Origin of the sequence: Haloarcula sp. Atlit-7R, from assembly GCF_003666065.1 — an archaeon.
Classification (GTDB): domain Archaea; phylum Halobacteriota; class Halobacteria; order Halobacteriales; family Haloarculaceae; genus Haloarcula; species Haloarcula taiwanensis.
In genome coordinates this window covers 135,711-155,233 of the sequence record NZ_QXIK01000005.1, presented here as the reverse complement: position 1 = coordinate 155,233, position 19,523 = coordinate 135,711, and the positions used below count along the sequence as shown (strand labels likewise).

Sequence of the window (19,523 nt, the reverse complement as noted above, 5' to 3'; positions counted from 1 at the left end):
GCCACCATTCAGTGCCGGCTGTCGGCTCCGAGTTCAACAACCACCTTACCGATTGATACGTCACCCCGTGGGGGTGTGGGGACAGATGTGAACGACTCATCGAGGGCAGTGACATAGGTGTTCCTACCAAAAAAAGAACGACGCAGAAACGGCGAGGCTTGCGCCCGTTTACATGTAGCCGAGGTCGCGCAGGCGCTCCATCAGGTCTTCCTTGTCCTGGGCGCGGCCGGCGCGCTCGGTCGTGTTCGCCATGTCCTGCAGCCAGGCAGGCTCTTCCGCGGACTTGTCGGTGCTGACCTCGCTCCCGAGCGAACGGAATCCAGCGAAGTACTTCGGCGAGACCGGCACGTCTTCCTTCTCGATGCCCTCGGGCAGGTCGTCTTGGCCCTGCGGGACGTAGCCGTCGTCCGGGTACCCCTCGACTGTGTCTGGGACGACGAAGTTCCAGAAGGCTTCCCACACGTCAGCCTCCGCGAACTGGAGAATCGACTGGATGCGGTCGTGCGGCGGGTAGATGTCCGGGTCGTGACGCGGCGAGAAGAACGTCTCGTCGGCGCGAGACTCCTGCTCGTCCCAGCGGATGCCCGACAGGATGCCGTCGACGTCGTGTTCCTCGATAGTGTCGTTGAGCGCCACCGTCTTCAGGAGGTGGTTGCCGACGTAGGTGTCGAGCAGGAACGGGAACGTGTCCTCCTCGTATTCGAGGATGTTCCGGATGTGGTGCTGGTTGTGCTCAGAGAGTTCGTCGACAGGGATGTTGTCACCCGGTTCAAGACCGTTCTCGTCGACGTAGTTGCCCACGTCCTCGTTGCGCGCCCAGATGACGTCGAGGTCCCACTCGTCAGCCCAGTGCTCGACGAAGTCGATGAGCTCGTCGAAGTGCTGGTAGTGGTCGATGAAGACGACTGGTGGGACTTCGAGGTCGAACCGCTCGGCGACTTCCTTGACGAAGTACAGCGTCAGCGTCGAGTCCTTGCCGCCGGTCCACATCACGACAGGGTTCTTGTACTCTTCGAGGCCAGTCTTCGTAACCTCGATAGCCTTCTCGATCTTGTGGTTGACAGTCGGGTACTCTTCGGGGTCTTCGCCTTCCCCGTCAGTGTAATCAACGTCCAGATAGTCCGGGAACTCTGCTGATTCGGACATAGTGTAATGAGATATAATTACGAATGCCAAGTACTTTTTGGATGACCGACAGGTGTGTGAGACAGTGGCAAATGGCTGACGGTCGCGTGCACACGGTCACTCGGTTTTTTGCGGCCCGCGCAAAAGACGTGATATGGACGACCGCCCAAGCCTCCCGGCCCGTCTCTTCCACCGCTGGCTGTTACGCTACGTCCCCGCCGCCGCGCTGATACTGTTTGCCAGCGCGCTGGTCGGGTACGGACTCGGCAGCCAGGTCCCCACCGAATGGCTTCAGACCCCCGGAACGGCCGGCGAAAACCCCTTTATGCCGGCTGAGTTAACGACCCTCTCGCTGACGGTCAACAACCTCGGTGCGTTGCTCGTGATGTTGCTCGGCGCGATTTCGCTCGGTTCGATGACGGTCCTCTCACTCGTCTTGAACGGATTGCTCATCGGAGTCGTCGTCGGTATCGCACTCAAGCAGGTTTCGCCTGTCGTCGTCGCCGCACTCATCGTCCCACACGGCCTTATCGAGATTCCCGCACTGCTCATCGTCGCCGCCGTTGGACTCCGGTTCGGCTGGCGCACGATTCAGTACATTCGCGGCCGGACGAACGAACTGGCCACTCGACAGGATATCCGGGAGGCCGGATGGCTGCTTGCGACGGCCGCCGTGTTCATCGTGATTGCGGCCTACATCGAAGCGAATCTCACCATCGAAATCGCGTCACGATTTACCGACGCTGACCTCTCAGGCATTGCGCCGGCATAGCGGCATAGACCGCCCGGTAACGGTGTTGAGCTGCAGCTCGGCAAAACTGAATCCGTGACCGGGACGGGGCCGCGTTACGAGATAAACTCGTTGTCGCGCCAGTTGACGCCCTCTTCTTCCTCGCCGTCGCGGGGTTCCTCTGCAACGTTGATTGCAGCGGGCCGCTCTTCCCCATCGACGATGCGGACAGCTTCGAGTTCCTCGTCGACCGCCGCAATTGCCGTCAGCGTTCCCTTCTCTGCGACTTTCGCGACGTCACACAGGACTTCGAACATCGCGTACTGGAGTGCAGTGTTCTGGAGTACGGTCTCGCGGTCGCCTTTGAAACAGGCGTACTCGACGAGTTCAGACTCGATCTCTTCCTCCTCCTCTTCGAGTGCGCCCCACTGGGGGCCACCTCCGGAGCTTCCAGTACTCGCGGCTCCGGGCGGCCCCATTTCGTCGGGGTCCTCCTCGTACACCCGATTCTCCGTGACGCTCGCCTTGAGTTGGGCCGTCGGAGTGTACTTGCTCATAGAGTCGTCTTTGGCGACGGCGCTGACGATGAGCGTATTGTTTCGACGGGTGATATCGATGTCAGCGATTTCAGGTGGAAGATCCGGATCCTCGAAGAAATCGTATGCGTCTTCCAGTGGCAGTTCAAGTGTCGAGTGAAGTCTGTATACGCGGCTGGTCATGGTTGGGGAAGCGTGTATCAGTCGTCGAAGGCCGTCCGCTGACGCTGTAGTCACTACACTATAGGGGCCACTTGCTTATATGACCTGTCCTTCATTCGCGGTTGCACCGCTCTATATCAGGCAATCTATCAGGCGTATGTTAAAGGTATTTACAGACCTTCTAGTAGGCCATATGCTAGTAGTATCCAGTGCCTACTAGTCGTCCGCTGGTGTGGGGTCGCCGTCTTCCGGGGTCACATCCCCTTCAATACTGGGCGGGTACTTCCCGCGGTCGAGTTTCAGGTCCGACTGCGGTCGTGCCATGCAGGTCAGTGCGTAGTTCTCCCGTTCCCGGTCGGTCAGTCCACGGGCGGCAGGCTGGGTAACCGACCCCTCGACAATCTTCGCCGAACAGGCCAAGCACATCCCCACGCGGCAGGAATACTCCTGTGCGATACCCTCTTCGATACACCGCGAGAGAATCGTCTCCTTCTCGGAGACGGTGATCTCCTCACCCGTCCCCACAAATGTCACCGTATGCTCGGTCATGCTCAGCCATTTGATACCCCCCAGCAAAACTCTTTATCACCGTTGCCCCGGAGTGAAACGGACTGCTACCGTCGACGCCACACCAAACACCCGCAACGGACCGCTCATTGCGAAGAATGGTTCCAGTCGTCCGCTGAAACCCGTAGCGGAATAATTTTCTCTCTCCGGGCAGGACGGGAGTGCATGACCACACACCAGGACGGCAACGCCGGCGGAGCGTCGGCGACAGCACGGACCGTTTCCGTGGACGTTGTCGTCGTCGGGGCCGGGACATCCGGCTGTTACGCCGCCGCGACCGTCGCGGATGCGGGCTACGACGTCGTCGTCGTGGAGCGCAAAGACGAGACCGAGGCCGGCCATATCGCCTGCGGGGACGCGCTGAAAGGAGCCAGCGATTTCCCCGACGCGATTCCGAAGTCCCAGCTCGAACCGGCGTTTACCAATACGGATGTCGACCACGGCCGGTTCGAGATCCCACAGGAGGATACCGTTCTCGAGATCCCCGTGCCGGGTGAACTCGCTGTCATCGACCGCTGGGAGTACGGTCGCTGTCTCATCGAGGGTGCAAACGATAGCGGTGTGGAGTTCCACTACGACACTGTCGTTCAGGACGTGCTACAGGACGACAGCGGCCGTGTGACCGGCGTAAAAGCCATGCGGAAAGGCGACCCCGTCACGTACGAGGGTGACATGGTCATCGACGGGGCCGGCGCACTGTCTATTCTGCAGGACAAGACTGACCTCGAAGAGGCGACCTTCGATACGAACGTCCAGTACTCGCAGTTCTGTTCGGCATACCGGGAGATTATCGAGGTTGACGAGCCGGTCGAGTGGGACGACGCGCTCGTGTTCAAGCCGACCGAGCGCTCTGCCGGCTATCTCTGGTATTTCCCGCGCACGGACACGGAGATCAACGCCGGCCTTGGCTTCCAGATGAACGAGGAGCCGATGGAGCTAGTCGACGACCTCAAGCGCGACCTCCAGGGTCGAAGCGAGTTCGAGGGCGCGAAGGTACAGGATAAACTCGGCGCTGCGCTGCCGACACGCCGGCCGTACGATTCCGCCGTCGCGCCCGGATTCATGGCCGTCGGCGACGCCGCCGGACACGTCAATCCGACGACCGGCGGCGGTATCGCCGGTGCAGCCTACGCCGGGACCTACGCCGCTGAACAGGCTATCGAAGCCATCGAATCTGGCCGGACGGACGACGAAGCCGCGCTCTGGGAGTACAACGAGCGCGTGATGGACCACTTCGGCGCACGGTATGCGGCGCTTGACGTGTACAACATATTCACCACCGCCTACGACGTCGACGACCTGATGGCCCTGCTGGCCGCGTTGCCCGGCGAGAAGCTCGCAGAGGCACTGTACGGCGGTTCGACCAGCATCGGACTCGGACTCAAACTCAAGATGGCCGTCAAGAGCATCGGCCACCTTGGGACGATCAGGGACCTCTACCAGACAAAAAAGGCTGCCGACCGGCTACTGGACCATTACGAATCCTACCCGAGCGACCGGAGCGGCTTCGAAGCCTGGCAACGCGAGCGCGATTCGATTATGGACGATATCTACGACGTCACTGGCGCAGACCCCAAGTACTGATTCAGCGGTTCGTTGCGGCTTTCGGCTACATCTAACTCTCTGATAGACGTCTGTCAGTGTCAAGTGTCTGGTTTTGAATGTTATCTCGATAGTAATTAATTACTATATGAACTGAAATTCTGAACGACAAGTTTTATTATTCGACAACATGATAACAAAATGAAGTCGCACCGGCGTCGGTTGACCGGGGGGTCACCGAGATGGTGACAGCGTGTCGACCGTCGCCGAGTGGGGGTCAATCATGCTAGCACGTAGATTCAAATCTGACGACAGTGCAGTCTCGCCAGTTGTGGGTGTCATCCTAATGGTTGCAATAACAGTACTGTTAGCGGCGACAGCAGCGGCGTTCTTCCTCGACTTCGGCTCAGGGAACATCGGCCAGAGCGCGCCACAGGCGGCGTTCTCATTTGATTACGATGCCGGGAGTCCCGACACCCTGACAATCGAACACCGAAGCGGCGACTCGATTCGGGCCGGAAATCTGTACATCACTGTTAGCGGGGCTTCAGGAGCCAACGGACAGCACGATTTCTCGAGTCTCAGCGGCGCGCTGTCGGCTGGTTCGGAAATCACGGCCGGGTCACGGGTGACGTTTTCCGGGGCATCGGACCTTTCTGACGCGACAGTCACACTGAACTGGAAGTCGCCGGATAGCGGCAAATCGATCCGACTCGCCAGCTGGGAAGCGCCGTAGCGTAGTCACTCGCTCAGCCGGCGGACTGCCCCGGTGACGACATCGACGCCGATAGCCAGCGAGTCTTCGTCGACATCGAATGTGGGGGTGTGGTGGCCGCCCAGATGGTCGGTCCCGATACCGACAAACGTCGCCGTCCCGCCGTGATTCTGGACGCGGTCCATCAGATAGGTGGCGTCCTCGCTGCCGCCGAGATCGTCGGTTCGAAGGCGGCTGGTGACGCCGGGAACTGTGTCGGCCATTTTATACACCACGTCTGCAAGCGTGTCGTCGCTGACCGCGCTCGGTGCTTCCGCCGTCGTCTCGATGGCGACCTCGCAGTCGTGCATCTCTGCAGCCGACGACATGACGGTGTCTGCCCGCCCGCTCATGTACTCCTTGAGCGGGGTCGTTTCGCCGCGGACTTCCCCTTCCAGCGTCGCCTCCCCGGGGACGATGTTCGTCGCTGTGCCGCCCTCGACGACGCCAGCGTTGACCCGTGTCGCGCCGTCACCGTGGCGGCGAATCGCATGGAGGTTCTGTACGGCGGTCGCAAGGGCCTGTACAGCGTCCCGTCCCTGTGCTGGATGTCCTCCTGCGTGGGCTGTCCCACCGCTGAACGTCGCCTCGAACTGCCGAACGGCGAGGAAGCCGCCGACGCCGGCGACAATCTCTCCAGTCGGATGGTCGAGACCGACGTGTATCGCCAGCAGGTGGTCCACATCGTCCAGATGACCGCTTTCGGCGACGGCCTTCCCGCCGCCGATGACCTCCTCGGCGGGCTGGAAGACGACTTTGAACGTGCCGCGGAAATCACTCTCTTTCACCGCCTCCAGCACGCCGAGGCCGATTGTCGCGTGGGCGTCGTGGCCGCAGGCGTGCATGTACCCCTCGTTCCCCGAGCGGAACCCCGCGGCCGCCGGGGCGTGTGCGGCGCTGTCGGCCTCCCGTATCGGGAGCGCGTCGATGTCGACCCGGAGCGCGACGGTCGGTCCCTCGCCCTGTTCGACGACGGCCAGCGCACCGGTGAACCCTCCGTTGGCGGCCTCCAGCACGTCCTCCCGGGCACCGGCCTCGCGGGCCTTCGTCCGCCAGGCGTCGAGCTCGTCGTCGTCGGGGACCGCCATCCGCGCGTCGGCGTCGACGACATCCCGCCCGAGATGCAACTGGTCGACGCCGATGCGTTCCAGTTCGTCGACGATGCGACTGGTGGTGTAGAACTCCCGCCACGCGGGTTCGGGATAGCTGTGCAGGTCACGCCGGAGGGACCGGAGCCGCTCCTGCTGGGACTCGTTCATGCCGGCGAAACGGGGCACACTCACTTATAATAATCCACGGGAACGGCGGCGGGCCTACGACCCGCTGCCGACCTGCGTGCGCTGTTCGACGCCGGCCTCGACGTGGATGGCGTCCGGGAACGTCCGCTGAGTGACTGTCCGAGCGAACTCCTCGTAGCCGACTATCTCTATGGTCCGGGTGTAGACGGTGTGAGTCCAGGACTCGAAGCGGCCGCCGCCCGGCCCCAGCGACTTCGACTGCGGGATGCGTAGCTCCTGTGGCTGTTTCGGATGGGGGCCTTTCAGTTCGACCCCCTTCTGCTCGGCGTTTTCCTTGATCTCCGTGACGACGTCGTCGAGTCGGTGTCGGTCCCCACTGGTGAAAGTAAGCGTCGTGACAAAGGGCATCTGTAGACGAACACTCAGCCGCGAGTGACAAAAGACCATCTGTTTCCGTTGTGTCTCCGATATTCTCTTAAGTAGCGGTGTCATAAAATCCGATAATGATAGAGGCCACGAGCGCGGGAGCCATCCTCTTTCGCGATACGCGTGGCCGGCGGGAGTACCTCCTGCTCAAGAGCCGACCCGGCGATTGGGAGTTCCCCAAGGGCGGCGTCGAGGGCGAGGAAGAGCTCCAGCAGACCGCCATACGCGAAGTGAAAGAGGAGGCCGGTATCGGCGATTTCCGGCTTTTAGACGGGTTCCGCGAAGACTACGACTACGTGTTCGAGGCGAACGGCAACACCATCCACAAGACGGTCCACCTGTTCGTCGCGAAATCGTTCGAAGCGTCAGCTGAACTGTCCACAGAACATCGCGACCTGCAGTGGCGCGACTACGAACAAGCGATAAACACCGTCACGCAGGACGGCCCCCGCGAGATACTCGAAGAGGCACACGAGTTCCTCGACGAGCGCGAGGACGAAGAAGAGTAACCGGACGCCGGGAGCCCGGTTCTCAGACCGCGACACCGACGAGCAGCGCCACTGCCGTCGCGTTGCCCATGCCGACCACGAAGCTCCCGATGACGGCAGCAAAGAGGATGAGCAGGACCGGTATCCCGAGCAGCGCGACCGCGATGGCGATTTTCGCGCCCGTCTCGCCGCCGAGTTCGACCGCGACGATACCGAGGATGCCGACTAGGATGACCGCCCACGCCTCCCAGGCCCCCTGGTCCCGAGCGCTGCCGTTTGAGGTCTTGATGTAGAAGTAGGCCGGCACGGCGAGTCCGATTGGGAAGGTCAGCAACGCGACGATGCCTGCCGCAATCCACTGTATCGTCGTGTACTGGTCGAATATCCCGTCGCCGCGGGCGGCGGAACTCATACTGTCCCTCCACTGAGGGCGCTGAACGCGGCGTCGCCTGTCGGCTGGGGCGCTGTGTTGAGGGCTATCGCGGCTGGACTGTCTCCAGGCTTCTGGTGTGTCATTCGTAACCGACGGTTTGTTTCTGAAGCTATCACATAAATAATCGGGTTGTGTCACCGAACGAAACGATGCCGGGAACGCTGGCCCGTGCGAGGCTCCGGCATCGGAACGAAGGGTTTTGGTCCGAAGCCGACAACGACTGCCCGTGGCTCCTGACTCCGAGTTCGCCTTCGAGCTGTCTGTCTGCCAGTGGGCCGAGCGAGCATGGTCGCCGTCTGACGACGCGGCGGTGCTCGTCGCCAGACAGCTTGGGACGAAACACCGCCGCTGGGACACCATCGTACTGGAGTGTGACCCCGACGGGCTCCGGGAGCGGGCGACGTTCGGCCCGGACGCGTTCGACTCGGACCTCCTGCACGTCCTCCGGCACGCGCCGGCTGACTGGACCTACTACCGCGAGGCACTGCCGGACCCGGGCTATCCGTGGCGGTACGTCCGGGAGTCGATTCACGAGGCAGCCGACCGGGACGCCATCGAGACCCGCAAGCGGGGCAACCGCATCGAAATCCGTCGGGTGCGCCCGTATCCGGACTGGCTCCGGCGGGTCATCGCCATCGAGAACAAGCCCGACCTGACGGCAAGCGCCGCCAGGAACCTCGTCCCGCAACTACAGCGCGACATCGCGCTGTCGCTGGCCGATGAGGTGTGGGTCGCGACGGCGGCGACCGATGAGCGCGTGGAGCCGATTCTGCTAGCGGACCTGCCCGCTGCCGCCGGTGTGTTGACAGTCGACCCAGAAGCCGGTACGGCCGAGGCGGTCTGGCAACCGCGGTCGCTGTCGGTCGACGACCCCGGAACGCGCATTCTCGACCGCCCGACCGACGACACCAGCGCGGCCCGGTTCGAGTACGTAGACCCCGACTGGAAGCAGGAGCGGCGACTCACCATCGCGGAGCGAGCGTACGCTCGTGGGTGGCGCGCCTACGCCGACACGATGCGCCCCGACTGCCGGCACTTCCAGCTCACCGCTGGCGAGACTGGCGTGTATCCCTACTGTGCGGCGAAAGACTGTCTGCCGACAGCGGCGGAGTGTCGGGGCCAGTGCCCGTCCTACGAGCCGGAGCCGCCGGCGTGGCGGTCGATGGATTGGCCGCTCGACGGCGGGCCGGGCCAGGCAATAAGGCGGTTGTTAGCGCGGCGACGACGCCGCCAGCGGCCGGGGCTGTCGGAGTAACCGACCGATACCGCGGTCCGGTCTCATTCCTCGGACAGCTCGATATCTAGTTCGTCGCGCGGTACGGCCAACCTGAACGTCGGCACGGTCTTCTCGACGGTCTCCACGATACCCTTGTCCGCGAGGCTGCGAAGCGCAGAGCGAACCTCGTCGGTGTCGCGGTCCTCGCCGACCTCGCGGAGGGCGTGTAACACGGCGACGACACTCTGGCTCTCCTCGTCCGGTCCAGCGATTACGTCGACGATAGCCTGCTGGAGCGGGGTGACCGTCACTGTCTGAATCCGCTCGGAGTCTTCCCCGTCGATGAGCGTCGTCGCCTCCGGCGTCGCACAGATGAGGCTGTTGTCGTTGCGGTAGTAGTACTCCTTGAGTTCGGCTTCGAGGTACTGGTGGACCTCGCTTCCGCTGTCCATGTCCCAGCGCTCCTGCAACTCGCCGTTTTTCGTCGGCTGGAGCTCGACGATGTCGGCGAGTCGCTCGCGGGCCTCCTCCGAGAGGGTCATGGCCCGTCGGTACGACGACCACGTATTTCGGTGTTCTGAATCCGGGTAAGGCTCACTCGTGTCTGAGTGCGTCGATCGGGTCGACCCGTGCCGCCCGCCATGCCGGGTAGAGACCGGCGACGACGCCGACAAGGACGCCGACGCCAACAGCCAGCGCCATCCACAGCGGCGCGAGCGAGAACGTCACTTCAGCGTACCGAGTCGCGCCGTAGCCGACGAGGAGTCCCAGCGGGACGCCGAGCAGCGAGCCAATCGTCCCGAGCAGTGCGGCCTCGACGAGGAACACCTGCATCACGTCTCGGTTGCGCGCCCCGACGGCTTTCATGATGCCGATTTCACGGGTGCGCTCGGTGACGCTGACGAGCATCACGTTGGCGATGCCGATAGCGCCGACGACCAGCGCGATGACGGCGATACCTGTCACGAAGCGCGTGATGCGCTCGATAACGTCGCTAATCTCCTCAACGAAGTCGTTGCCCGACCGCGCGACCAGTTCCGTGTCGTCGGCCGACAGCGACCGCGCGTCCGCGTCGCCGGAGATGTAGCCCTGAATCGCCGACTGGGCCTCCGGAATCGCCCGCGGGTCGACGACGAGCGTCACCTGCGGGTACGCGCGCTGTCGCACGCCCGCCGCCGGGCTCTCGACGACGGAGTCGTAGAACGGGTCGATGGGGACGTACACCCGCGGCTGGCGGGCGAAGTCGCTAACCGGGACTTCCCCGCGAGTCCCGTTGACGACGCCGACGACAGTAACGTTCCGCTCGCTCCCGTCAGGCATCGTCATCGTGAGCCGCTCGCCGGCCGTGAGGTTCTCGGCGAACGACCCGGCCATGCGCTCGTTGACGACGACCGCCGACTCCTCGGCCCCGAAGGACCGGCCCTCGACGAGGACGCCGTCGCCGATGCTGGCCGGTCGCACTGCCGTGACCTGCTGTCTGGCCAACGTCCGGTTTCCGTGTCGTATCGACTGGGTCCGGACGATACCGCGCGGAAGCGCCGCCTGCACGCCCGGAATCCCCTCCAACTGCTGTACGTCGTACTCGGTAAACACCGGCTGGAGCGTCCGGTCGAAGTCGTCGTCGCCGGCGGGCGTCCCGAACACGTAGATGTTGCCCGCGTTCGAAGTCTCGATGTCGCCGACGATTTCGGCCTCGACGCTGGCCCCGAACGTGGCGAAGGTGATGACCGACGCGATGCCGATGATTACGCCGACGACCGTCAGCGCCGACCGGAGTTTGTGGGCCCTGATAGACCGGAGCGTGATGCGGACGCTCTCGCCGGCGTCCATCACTGTTTGCCCCCGGAGACGTCCTCGACGGACTGGATGTGGCCGTCCTCGACGTGGACGATGCGCTCGGCCCGCTCGGCGACGTGGCGCTCGTGAGTCACGAGCAGGAACGTGTTGCCCGCCGCGTGCAGGTCGTCGAACAGGTCCAAGATTTGCGCGCCGGTGTCCGTGTCGACGTTGCCGGTGGGCTCGTCGGCGAGAATCAACGCCGGGTCGGTCGACAGCGCACGGGCGATGGCGACCCGCTGGCGCTGGCCGCCGCTGAGTTCCGCGGGGACGTGGTCGGTGCGGTCGCCGAGTCCAACCTCAGAGAGGAGCGACCTCGCCCGCTCGCGGCGACGGGCGCGGTCCCAACCGTCGAAGACCAGTGGCAGAGCGACGTTTTCCACCGCGGAGAGTCGCGGCATGAGATTGAACGTCTGGAAGACGAACCCGACCTCTGTCCCGCGGATGTCGGCCCGCTCGGCCTCGCTGGCCGCCGAAACGTCCTGTCCGTTGACCACGACCTGCCCCGACGACGGCGTGTCCAGCCCGCCGATGAGGTTCAACAGCGTGCTCTTGCCGGAACCGCTCGGACCCATCACCGCCGTGTACGACCCGGCCGCCAGGTCCAGGCTCACGTCGTCAAGCGCCGTCACCGTCCCGCCGAGGTCGTACTGCTTGCTGACGCCCTCGACGCGGACGGTCGTGTTCGCTGGCTCGCTCACGGCCCCGCGTACGGACTGGACAGCAATGAGGGGTTCGACCGTGGTCAGCCCCGACGAAAGTTCCGGTGCTGTGATAGGAGCAACCCACTTACCACTCCAGTCCTAAGGCAGGCCAATGACAGCCAATACCGGACGGAGACTGGCTATCGTCGCTGTGTTTGTCACTATCGGACTGCTGGCCGCTGGAGCGGTCGCTGGTGTGTCTGGCCTCAGCGAGATGGGGCAACCGTCCGGCGACGAGGTGCTGGACCAGACCGAGCAGCGCTACGACGCAGCCGAGACGATTACCGGAACCGCGACTGTGACTGTCATGAACGACTCGGCGTCGAAGACTGCAATGGTCGAATATGCCGCCGCTGAGCCGAACAAAACGTGGGCCGCCGTCACGAGCGAGACCCGGTCGTACGAGATGGGGACGAACGGGACTGTCGTCTGGGCGGTCGGCGAGAACCGGTCGTATGCCCGCGAACTGACTGCGGAGTCCGTGGCGATGAACGACTCGACCGACCCGGTTCCCGAGGAGAACGTCACAGCGACGCTCCGCGGGACTTCAGAGGTCAACGGCGAATCGACGTACGTTCTCGACCTCGAACCGACCAACGAGAGCATCGACGCGCCGAACACGACGCTGTGGGTCGATACCGAGGACTACCGCGTTCACAAGATGACCACTGACGACGGAACGAACCGGACGGAGCTCACCGTCGAGGAGACGAATTTCAACGTCAGCATCGACGACAGTCAGTTCGCCCCGCCGGCTGACCGGGTCGCCGTCACGACCGTCGAAACGTACGACACCTACGACGCGGCTCAGTCCGCGACGGATATGGACCTGCCAGAGTACGAGAACGGGACTTTCGAGGAAGCGCGATATATCAGCCGGCCGGAGAGTACGGCCGTGGTCCAGCAGTACGACGCTGACAGCGAGAACGTGACCGTCCTGAGCGCCACTGGCGCGTTGAGGTACTTGGAGGACGTGGAGAACGGGACGGCAGTACAGGTGAACGGCCAGAACGCGACCGCAATCGAGCGCGACGACAGGGCTGTCGTCTACTGGACCGAAGACGCTGTCACGACTGGCGTGGTCGTCGAGGGGACGACCGACGAGGCCGTCGCCGCCGCTGAAGAACTGTAGCGACGCCCGCTAACTGTCTGTATTCTATAGCTCTTCCAGCGTTCTCTTGACTGCTTCCCAGTGGCTCCCTTTCCAGAAGTGTTGCCCGCAGTCCGTACAGCGCCAGACCCGTTCGTCGTCCGCGGTCGGTGCGTACTCCGGCGTGGGTTCGACCGGGTCGACCTGCTCGACCGGCCCGTTACAGACGCCACAGTGGGCCGGCTCGTCGGCGAGCGAGAGTCGGAAGCCGGCGTCGGCGAGTTCCCGCAACTGATCAGCAATCTCCCGCTCGGTGAGGAGCACGCTCTCGGATGCGCGGGCGGCGAGGTCGCTGTCCCGAGTTATCACCAGCCGGTCCTCACGTGCCGCTATAGCGAGGAGATCGTCGTCGGCCTCGGCGGCCCGGTCCAGCGCGTAGGCCGTGTCGTAGCCACACATCCGGAGATAGGTGGCGAGTTTGCCGAGCATCGCATCGAGGGCGAGCCGGCCGCGCGGGGTCTCCTCAGACATCGAGGAACTCGCGGACCCCCTCGGCGTCGCGGGTGTTCAGCACGTCCGCCGTCTCGGCCCATCCCCGCCGCGCCGTGTGGACGCCGTAGCGCAGGAGGTCGAGGTCGCCCGGGCTGTGGGCGTCCGTGTTGATGGCGATTGTCGCGCCGGCCTCGATAGCCTGCTTTACCGCGCCGCCGCCGAGGTCCAGCCGCGCCGGGTTGGCGTTTATTTCCAGGGCCGTGTCGTTGTCGGCGGCGACGGCCGCGAGCCGCTCCACATCCGCGTCCAGTCCCTCCCGGCGGTTGAGATAGCGGCCTGTCGGGTGGCCGATGACGTTCACGTCGGGATGTTCTGCGGCTGCGACGAGGCGGTCCGTGCCGTCGCCGTCGAGCGCGGCGTGGGGTGAAGCGACGACCACGTCCAGTTCCGCCAGCAAGTCGTCAGCGACCGAGACAGTGCCGTCTTCAGCGATATTAGCCTCGACGCCGGTGAACACGTCGATGTCGGCCTCGGCCGCGACCGATTCGACCTCGGCTATCTGCTCGCGGAGCTTCTCGTCGGAGACCCCGACGCCACCGACCATCCCCGGCCCGGTCGCGTGGTCGGTGACGGCGAGGTAGTCGTGACCGAAGTCGGCCGCGCCCGCGACCATCTCCGCGATAGTGTTTCTGCCGTCCGACCAGTTCGTATGGGTGTGGACGTCGCCACGGACCTCGCCTTCGGCCAGCAGGTTCGGCAGCGTCCCGTCGGCGGCGGCCTCGACCTCGCCGCGGTTCTCACGGAGTTCCGGCGGGACCCAGTCCATTCCCAGCGCGTCGTACACCGCGTCTTCGGTCTCGCTGGCAACCAGTTCGCCGGCCCGCTGGTCGTCGTCCTCGACGCCCTCGACATCGAAGACCCCGTACTCGTTTACCTTCAGGTCCCGCTCTATGGCGCGATTGCGGACCGCCACGTTGTGGTCCTTGCTCCCGGTGAAATACTGCAGCGCCGCGCCGAACTCGGCGGGGTCGACCACCCGCAGGTCGACCCGCACGTCGTCCGCGTAGGCGCTCGCCTTCGTCTCGCCGGACTCGATGACGCGGTCGAGCCCGTCCCAGTCGGCGAACCGCTCGACGACGGCGTCGGCGTCGGCGCTCCCGACGAGCACGTCCACGTCGCCGATGGTCGGCCGCCAGCGCCGAATCGAGCCCCCGAGCGCGCACTCCTCGACGGCGTCACCAGCGGCCATGTACTCCCGAATCCGGTCGCCCTGTGGTCTGGCCTCGCCCAGCAGCGACCGTTCGTGGGCCTCGCGGGCGAAGTCGATGTTGTCGAGGATGTTCTGCTCGGTCTTCGCGCCGAAGCCGGAGACCTCCTGTATCTCGCCGGCCTCGGCCGCGGCCTCCAGTTCGTCGAGGGTGGTGATGCCTAGCGCATCGTACAGCGAGCCGACGGATTTCGGCCCAACGCCCTCGACCGCCGTGAGGGCGTCCATCTCGACGGGGAGTTCCTCGCGCAGTTCGGTCAGCTCCTCGATTTCGCCGGTCTCGAAGTACTCGACCACCTTCGCGGAGATAGCGTCGCCGACGCCGTCAATCTCGCCGACGCTGTCCTCGCCTTCGGCGGCCAGCCCCTCGATGGCCCCGGGGTAGTCCCTGATGTTCTCGGCCGCCCGGCGGTAGGCCCGGGGCTTGTACTCGACGCCCTTCGCGTCCAGCAGGTCGGCGAACTCTTCGAGCAGTGTCGCGATTTCGTCGTTCCGGCTCATGTCAGTAGCTCCGCCCGGCACGGCCCGTGCCGGAGTCCGCGTCCTCGTGTCCCAGCGCTTTCTGCAGGAATTTCATCCAGCGTTTTCTGTCAGCCGCCTCCTGTGCCTGCGCTTCCTGCTCGATATCCGCCGCACCGAGCTGTTCGAGGGCGTTGAGCGCCCGGTCGATGCCGATGATGGCCGTGGCGAGCTCTTCGCCGCGCTCGTAGCTCACGTCGTTGTCCTCGATTCGTTGCTTTCGCTGGAGGCGCTCGCGCCGCAGGTTCTTTTTCGCTTGCTCGACGCGCTCGCGCTCGCCCCGCGGAACTGTCTCCCGACGTTTGATTTCGAAGACGAACGACCGAAGTTCGATCTTCTCACCCTGGATGGTGATTTCATCGGGAATGTCCGCACCGACAGTCGCGCTGTCGCGTTCGATGCGCTCCAGCAACTGTTTGCGCTCGAACTCTTTCACTACCGGCTGTTAGGCCGGGGTGCCCTTACCCGCTTCGCCCGTGTTCTATCGAGGGTAGCACAGCGTTGCCCATTTGCTACACTCGCGTGTGCCTAGTTAATAGCCTATCTCAAGCGAACTCTGTGAGCGGTCTCGACCGAGGTCGGCGATATCTTTTTTATCATCTCTATCGTTCGTATGATACGAGAATAACACCGTCCCTCTCGGTTATTATATGACTCTAACCTTCGAACCGCTTGACGACCGTCCGGGACTCGCGGTCATCGACCAGATAGAGCGCCAGCGCTACCGGATACACACGCCCGCTCCCATCGCGCTCAGGGACGCCGCGACCGACGTGTTCCAGTATCCCGTCGGGGACGCCGTCCGGATACGGACCCAGGCCATCGAACTCCCGACGGTCGTTATGGTGTACGTCCGTGACGACGACGGGGCGATAGCCGCTGAGGTCGCACAGTTCGAGTCGGAGACGCTGCCGTCGGACGATTACGTACTGGACCCGCTGACGCAGATAAAGACATATATGCGGGTCGAGGACGCCCAGATTGCCGTCACCGTCGACTCGGACCGGACCCGAATCGAGTTCGATTCCCCGACGGACGTGCTCATCGGCGCTCGGTCCCAGCACGACCGGCCCGCGGCCGCGGTCACGACGACCAAGGACCCGACCGACATGATGGCCGCTGTCGAGACCTTCGGGTCGGCGCTCAAGGCCTACGACCCCGAGCGCTCCTATCCAACGCTTCGCGGCCACCCCCCAGCGCTTGAGATCGGTGAAACGCTGGACATCCCGGCGGCTATCGACAGTCCGGACACCGGTGTCACGCTCGAACTTCCGCCCAATCTCGCGTCGGTTTTCGTCGCCGCACCGCTCTCGTACTACCTCGGAGCCTCGCTCGTCCCCGCATCCGAACCGCGGCTGACGACCGACACCGGATTTACCTACTCGCTCGACACAGCACGGGGCTTCGAATCCGAGGTCGGACGCACGCTCAAACGCCTGTTTTTCCTCGACTGTGTCACGCGCACGGAAGGATTCCATCAGATAGACCTGCACGAACGGGCGGCCATCGAACCGTACGTCGACCTCGACTTCCAATCGCTGTATCAGCAGCCGCTAGCGGAGCAGGTCGCCACCTATCTGCAGGTCCCGTACGACGTTATCGAGGACCACATTCCGAAGTGGCGACTGACGACCCACATCGACCCGGTGCCGGCGAACGCGGAACAGCTCCCGTATGTCGTCGATGACCTCGCCATCGTCCGGACACACCAGCAACAGCGGCTGAACCAGGCGAGCGTTCCGGCGGAGGTCGAGGCCGAGTTCACCCGTGATGATGTCATCACCCGCGCTGCGAGTTCCGACACTGCCACCGCCGCAACCGAGACGGACTACGTCGAACCGCAGGCCGAGGACTCACTGGAACAGGCCTGGATTGGGGACAGTATCCCAATCGGTGCGAGCAAGCTAACCAAAGCAGCGTTCGAACACCGGCTTGACCGCGACACGAACGCCGAGGACATCACGATTCGCGTCGTCCAGAACGATGCCCGGATGGATGAGGAACGACAGCTCGTCGACGACGTGTATGGCACCCGCGACGACCTGCCGTTCGATGTCACGGTCCACGACGACCTGACGACGGCGGAGCTCAGAACCGTTCTCACGACCGACGCGGAGTTCTTCCACTATATCGGCCACACCGAACATGACGGCTTCGTCTGTAGCGATGGCAAACTGGACGTGACAACGGTCGACTCGGTCGGCATCGACACGTTCCTGCTGAACGCCTGCAACTCCTACAATCAGGGATTGGCGCTCGTCGAAAAGGGTGCAATCGCTGGCATCGTCACGCTCAACGAAGTTCTGAACGACGGCGCAGTTCGCATGGGTGAGACGGTCGCACGGCTGCTGAACTGCGGCTTCCCCCTTCGCGCGGCGCTTACCATCGCACGCGGTGAGAGCGTCCTCGGTGGTCAGTATATTGTTGTGGGAGATGGTAGTGTAACGGTTGCACAAGCCGAAAGCGGAACACCAAATATGCTCAAAATAAAGCCAGAGGAGGATGGTTATACCGTAGAGATGATAACATACACCACAGATAACAGAGGACTGGGGAGCTTAATAATACCATACATCAAAAGTATTGATGAGCAATACCTCAACTCTGGCACTATTGGGGAATTTAGCGTTTCTGAGTCGGAGTTGTTGAGATTTCTCAATATGGAAGAAGTCCCAGTGCGAACAGAACAGGGGCTTCATTGGAGTACTTCATTATCTACTGATTTGATTATGTGACATGCTTAGTACAAGCGGATCCGAGCGAATTGTTATTGAGGGAAAACGAAACTACTGATAGACGCTAATTGGCGTGTATTCTACGGACCGACGTAGCTGGAACTGTTAGCAGCTGCTGCAGTCCCCGCCTGTGACAGTAGCAGCAGGAGGGTGAACAGCGCGCCGGTCATTTTTGGGTGCTCTGCGAGGTATTCGCGCATGGTAGTATCGGACATGATACGAATTGGATATTGGGTGGGAGATAATTAAATTTATTTGAAGAGTACCTACATATTATATGTTGTATTAAGCATAGAATTAATAGTTAAATCCAGAAACTAACATCCAAAAGACTGGAACCGCACGTTTAGAGGAGAGTAGCGCACGAACCGGTCGTGCGTACACATGAGAGGGAACCAGCGACACCCCCCATCAGTAGCGTTTAGTAGTCTGGTATGTAATTGATAATCAGGGTCTAGTATTGATGTATGAATGGAAAATGGATGATAACTATCTGAGAGATACATGTCCTGCTGGTTCGCTCCGGGGGCCGGACGCAGGGCGGATGTATGCGGTAATCGCTACCAGTTTGATGGAATGGCTGCTTGCTGGCGGCTTTGTCGACACCACCCGGAGGAAGGATGACTTCTGAGGAGCAGTGGCGGCTCGGAGACAAGACAGTTGAGCTGTCCAGTGCGGTCATCAGCGGCAGCCGCCGCGCGGCAACGCGCCATACACCGCTTCTCCGGACGGAATCAGTGGACCGACGCGACGAGCTGCGGACAGAGGTTCCGGTTCCACTTGCGAAAGTCGAGCAGTCTCAGGAGTGTACGGTGTTGCACGTCGATGATGATCCGCAGGTCGGTGAGCTGGTCGAGATGTATCTCGAACGCATCAACGACAAGTTCGACGTCGTTACCAAGACCAGCGCCGTCGCTGCGCTTGACGTCCTCCGGAGCGAGCAGGTCGACTGTATTGTCAGCGATTACGATATGCCAAACACCGATGGACTGGAGTTTCTGGAACTCGTCCGTGAGCAGTATCAAGACATCCCATTTATTCTGTTTACCGGCAAGGGTAGTGAGGAGATAGCCAGCGAGGCAATCGCGTCGGGCGTCACGGACTATATGCAAAAAGGAGGGAGGTCAGACACGTACGATGTCCTGGCCAACCGAATCGAGAATGCTGTCGAACAACATCGCACCGAACAGCGGTTCTGGAACGCCCTCTCGTGGTATCAGCGGCTCGTTGAACAGGAGCTTGCGGGCGTCTGTATCATTCAGGACGGGGCGTTTGTCTACGTGAACCAAAAGCTAGCTGATATTTTCGGCTATGACCAGAGTGAACTCATCGACGAGTCTCCGGCCCTCCTCACGGCGGAAGGCGACGGCGACAGACTACCTGAGTCACTCCGAACAGCAGAGTCAGACGAGCTCGATACGTTCCACTCGGAGTTTGAGGGGCGACAGGCCGACGGTGAAACGCGTCCCATCGAAGTATCCGGCGGGTCGATTGAGTACGACGGCGACCCGGCGTGGATAGGCGTGCTCCGAGACGCCAAAAGCAATCCCGGTACTGGCGAGTAAGTCGCTGTTTGGCTGCTGCGTACAGCCCTTTGCTTTTCGGACTCAGACATCGCAGTATCATCGTAGTCTGCCGGTGACTGGCCCAGTATAAGCACAAT

At 62.6% G+C, this 19,523-nt stretch carries 21 protein-coding genes; 8 read left to right on the top strand and 13 right to left on the bottom strand.

Annotation, left to right across the window (positions count from 1 at the left end; all coding sequences use genetic code 11):
• Positions 1 to 168 precede the first annotated feature (168 nt).
• Positions 169 to 1,146, bottom strand: a complete 978-nt coding sequence (locus D3D01_RS12615; protein ID WP_121512416.1) for a phosphoadenosine phosphosulfate reductase family protein — start codon at positions 1,144 to 1,146, stop codon at positions 169 to 171.
• Between the two features lie 133 nt (positions 1,147 to 1,279).
• Between D3D01_RS12615 and D3D01_RS12610 the strand changes: the two genes are divergently transcribed.
• Entirely contained in the window at positions 1,280 to 1,897 is a 618-nt protein-coding gene (locus tag D3D01_RS12610; protein ID WP_101349903.1) for a stage II sporulation protein M, read from the top strand.
• A gap of 74 nt (positions 1,898 to 1,971) precedes the next feature.
• Here the strand turns inward: D3D01_RS12610 and D3D01_RS12605 are convergent, their stop codons facing one another.
• The gene (locus D3D01_RS12605; RefSeq protein WP_053968013.1) at positions 1,972 to 2,574 is read right to left on the bottom strand and encodes a hypothetical protein; all 603 of its coding nucleotides are present in this window, start codon (positions 2,572 to 2,574) and stop codon (positions 1,972 to 1,974) included.
• 195 nt (positions 2,575 to 2,769) lie between these two features.
• Entirely contained in the window at positions 2,770 to 3,102 is a 333-nt protein-coding gene (locus tag D3D01_RS12600; protein ID WP_121512415.1) for a 2Fe-2S iron-sulfur cluster-binding protein, read from the bottom strand.
• Positions 3,103 to 3,285: 183 nt separating this feature from the next.
• On the opposite strand from D3D01_RS12600, the gene D3D01_RS12595 reads away from it, so the two are divergent.
• Positions 3,286 to 4,704, top strand: coding sequence for a geranylgeranyl reductase family protein (locus tag D3D01_RS12595; RefSeq protein WP_121512414.1), 1,419 nt, complete (start codon positions 3,286 to 3,288; stop codon positions 4,702 to 4,704).
• A gap of 241 nt (positions 4,705 to 4,945) precedes the next feature.
• The gene (locus D3D01_RS12590; RefSeq protein ID WP_121512492.1) at positions 4,946 to 5,398 is read left to right on the top strand and encodes a type IV pilin; all 453 of its coding nucleotides are present in this window, start codon (positions 4,946 to 4,948) and stop codon (positions 5,396 to 5,398) included.
• Positions 5,399 to 5,403: 5 nt separating this feature from the next.
• Here D3D01_RS12590 and D3D01_RS12585 read toward each other — a convergent pair whose 3' ends face one another.
• Positions 5,404 to 6,675 (bottom strand): amidohydrolase, encoded by a 1,272-nt coding sequence (locus tag D3D01_RS12585; protein ID WP_121512413.1) that lies wholly within the window; start codon positions 6,673 to 6,675, stop codon positions 5,404 to 5,406.
• Positions 6,676 to 6,729: 54 nt separating this feature from the next.
• The gene (locus tag D3D01_RS12580; RefSeq protein WP_101349907.1) at positions 6,730 to 7,062 is read right to left on the bottom strand and encodes an uS10/mL48 family ribosomal protein; all 333 of its coding nucleotides are present in this window, start codon (positions 7,060 to 7,062) and stop codon (positions 6,730 to 6,732) included.
• Positions 7,063 to 7,157: 95 nt separating this feature from the next.
• Between D3D01_RS12580 and D3D01_RS12575 the strand changes: the two genes are divergently transcribed.
• On the top strand, positions 7,158 to 7,589 hold the full coding sequence (locus D3D01_RS12575; RefSeq protein WP_121512412.1) for a bis(5'-nucleosyl)-tetraphosphatase: 432 nt from the start codon (positions 7,158 to 7,160) through the stop codon (positions 7,587 to 7,589).
• 22 nt (positions 7,590 to 7,611) lie between these two features.
• Here the strand turns inward: D3D01_RS12575 and D3D01_RS12570 are convergent, their stop codons facing one another.
• Positions 7,612 to 7,980 carry a hypothetical protein gene (locus tag D3D01_RS12570; protein ID WP_121512411.1) on the bottom strand — a complete coding sequence of 123 codons (369 nt, stop codon included), beginning with the start codon at positions 7,978 to 7,980 and terminating at the stop codon, positions 7,612 to 7,614.
• 247 nt (positions 7,981 to 8,227) lie between these two features.
• Between D3D01_RS12570 and D3D01_RS12565 the strand changes: the two genes are divergently transcribed.
• Positions 8,228 to 9,256, top strand: a complete 1,029-nt coding sequence (locus tag D3D01_RS12565; RefSeq protein WP_121512410.1) for a DUF5787 family protein — start codon at positions 8,228 to 8,230, stop codon at positions 9,254 to 9,256.
• Positions 9,257 to 9,279: 23 nt separating this feature from the next.
• Here D3D01_RS12565 and D3D01_RS12560 read toward each other — a convergent pair whose 3' ends face one another.
• Genes D3D01_RS12560 through D3D01_RS12550 form a run of 3 tightly spaced genes read right to left on the bottom strand, consistent with a single transcriptional unit; the run spans position 9,280 to position 11,754 of the window.
• Positions 9,280 to 9,759: a DUF5797 family protein gene (locus tag D3D01_RS12560; RefSeq protein ID WP_101349911.1), complete on the bottom strand. Its 480-nt coding sequence runs from the start codon at positions 9,757 to 9,759 to the stop codon at positions 9,280 to 9,282.
• Positions 9,760 to 9,811: 52 nt separating this feature from the next.
• Entirely contained in the window at positions 9,812 to 11,047 is a 1,236-nt protein-coding gene (locus D3D01_RS12555; protein ID WP_121512409.1) for an ABC transporter permease, read from the bottom strand.
• Positions 11,047 to 11,754, bottom strand: coding sequence for an ABC transporter ATP-binding protein (locus D3D01_RS12550; RefSeq protein WP_101349913.1), 708 nt, complete (start codon positions 11,752 to 11,754; stop codon positions 11,047 to 11,049). Before D3D01_RS12550 ends, D3D01_RS12555 begins: the two co-directional genes overlap by 1 nt.
• 115 nt (positions 11,755 to 11,869) lie before the next feature.
• Between D3D01_RS12550 and D3D01_RS12545 the strand changes: the two genes are divergently transcribed.
• Entirely contained in the window at positions 11,870 to 12,889 is a 1,020-nt protein-coding gene (locus D3D01_RS12545) for an outer membrane lipoprotein carrier protein LolA (RefSeq protein ID WP_121512408.1), read from the top strand.
• 24 nt (positions 12,890 to 12,913) lie between these two features.
• Here D3D01_RS12545 and D3D01_RS12540 read toward each other — a convergent pair whose 3' ends face one another.
• The 3 genes from D3D01_RS12540 to D3D01_RS12530 are packed head-to-tail and all read right to left on the bottom strand — an operon-like array spanning position 12,914 to position 15,561.
• Complete coding sequence (locus D3D01_RS12540) at positions 12,914 to 13,378, bottom strand: Mut7-C RNAse domain-containing protein (RefSeq protein ID WP_121512407.1); 465 nt, start codon at positions 13,376 to 13,378, stop codon at positions 12,914 to 12,916.
• Positions 13,371 to 15,107 (bottom strand): DNA polymerase/3'-5' exonuclease PolX, encoded by a 1,737-nt coding sequence (gene polX, locus D3D01_RS12535; RefSeq protein ID WP_121512406.1) that lies wholly within the window; start codon positions 15,105 to 15,107, stop codon positions 13,371 to 13,373. Before polX ends, D3D01_RS12540 begins: the two co-directional genes overlap by 8 nt.
• Before the next feature lies 1 nt (position 15,108).
• A complete protein-coding gene (locus D3D01_RS12530; protein WP_101349917.1) occupies positions 15,109 to 15,561 on the bottom strand; it encodes a DUF5788 family protein in 453 nt (150 codons plus the stop codon).
• A gap of 214 nt (positions 15,562 to 15,775) precedes the next feature.
• Between D3D01_RS12530 and D3D01_RS12525 the strand changes: the two genes are divergently transcribed.
• Positions 15,776 to 17,860 (top strand): caspase family protein, encoded by a 2,085-nt coding sequence (locus D3D01_RS12525; protein ID WP_121512405.1) that lies wholly within the window; start codon positions 15,776 to 15,778, stop codon positions 17,858 to 17,860.
• Positions 17,861 to 17,940: 80 nt separating this feature from the next.
• Here D3D01_RS12525 and D3D01_RS24845 read toward each other — a convergent pair whose 3' ends face one another.
• Positions 17,941 to 18,075 (bottom strand): hypothetical protein, encoded by a 135-nt coding sequence (locus tag D3D01_RS24845; protein WP_255410435.1) that lies wholly within the window; start codon positions 18,073 to 18,075, stop codon positions 17,941 to 17,943.
• A gap of 405 nt (positions 18,076 to 18,480) precedes the next feature.
• Here D3D01_RS24845 and D3D01_RS12520 point away from each other — a divergent pair, with 405 nt between their 5' ends.
• Complete coding sequence (locus D3D01_RS12520; RefSeq protein WP_121512404.1) at positions 18,481 to 19,425, top strand: response regulator; 945 nt, start codon at positions 18,481 to 18,483, stop codon at positions 19,423 to 19,425.
• The last annotated feature ends 98 nt before the right edge of the window (positions 19,426 to 19,523 follow it).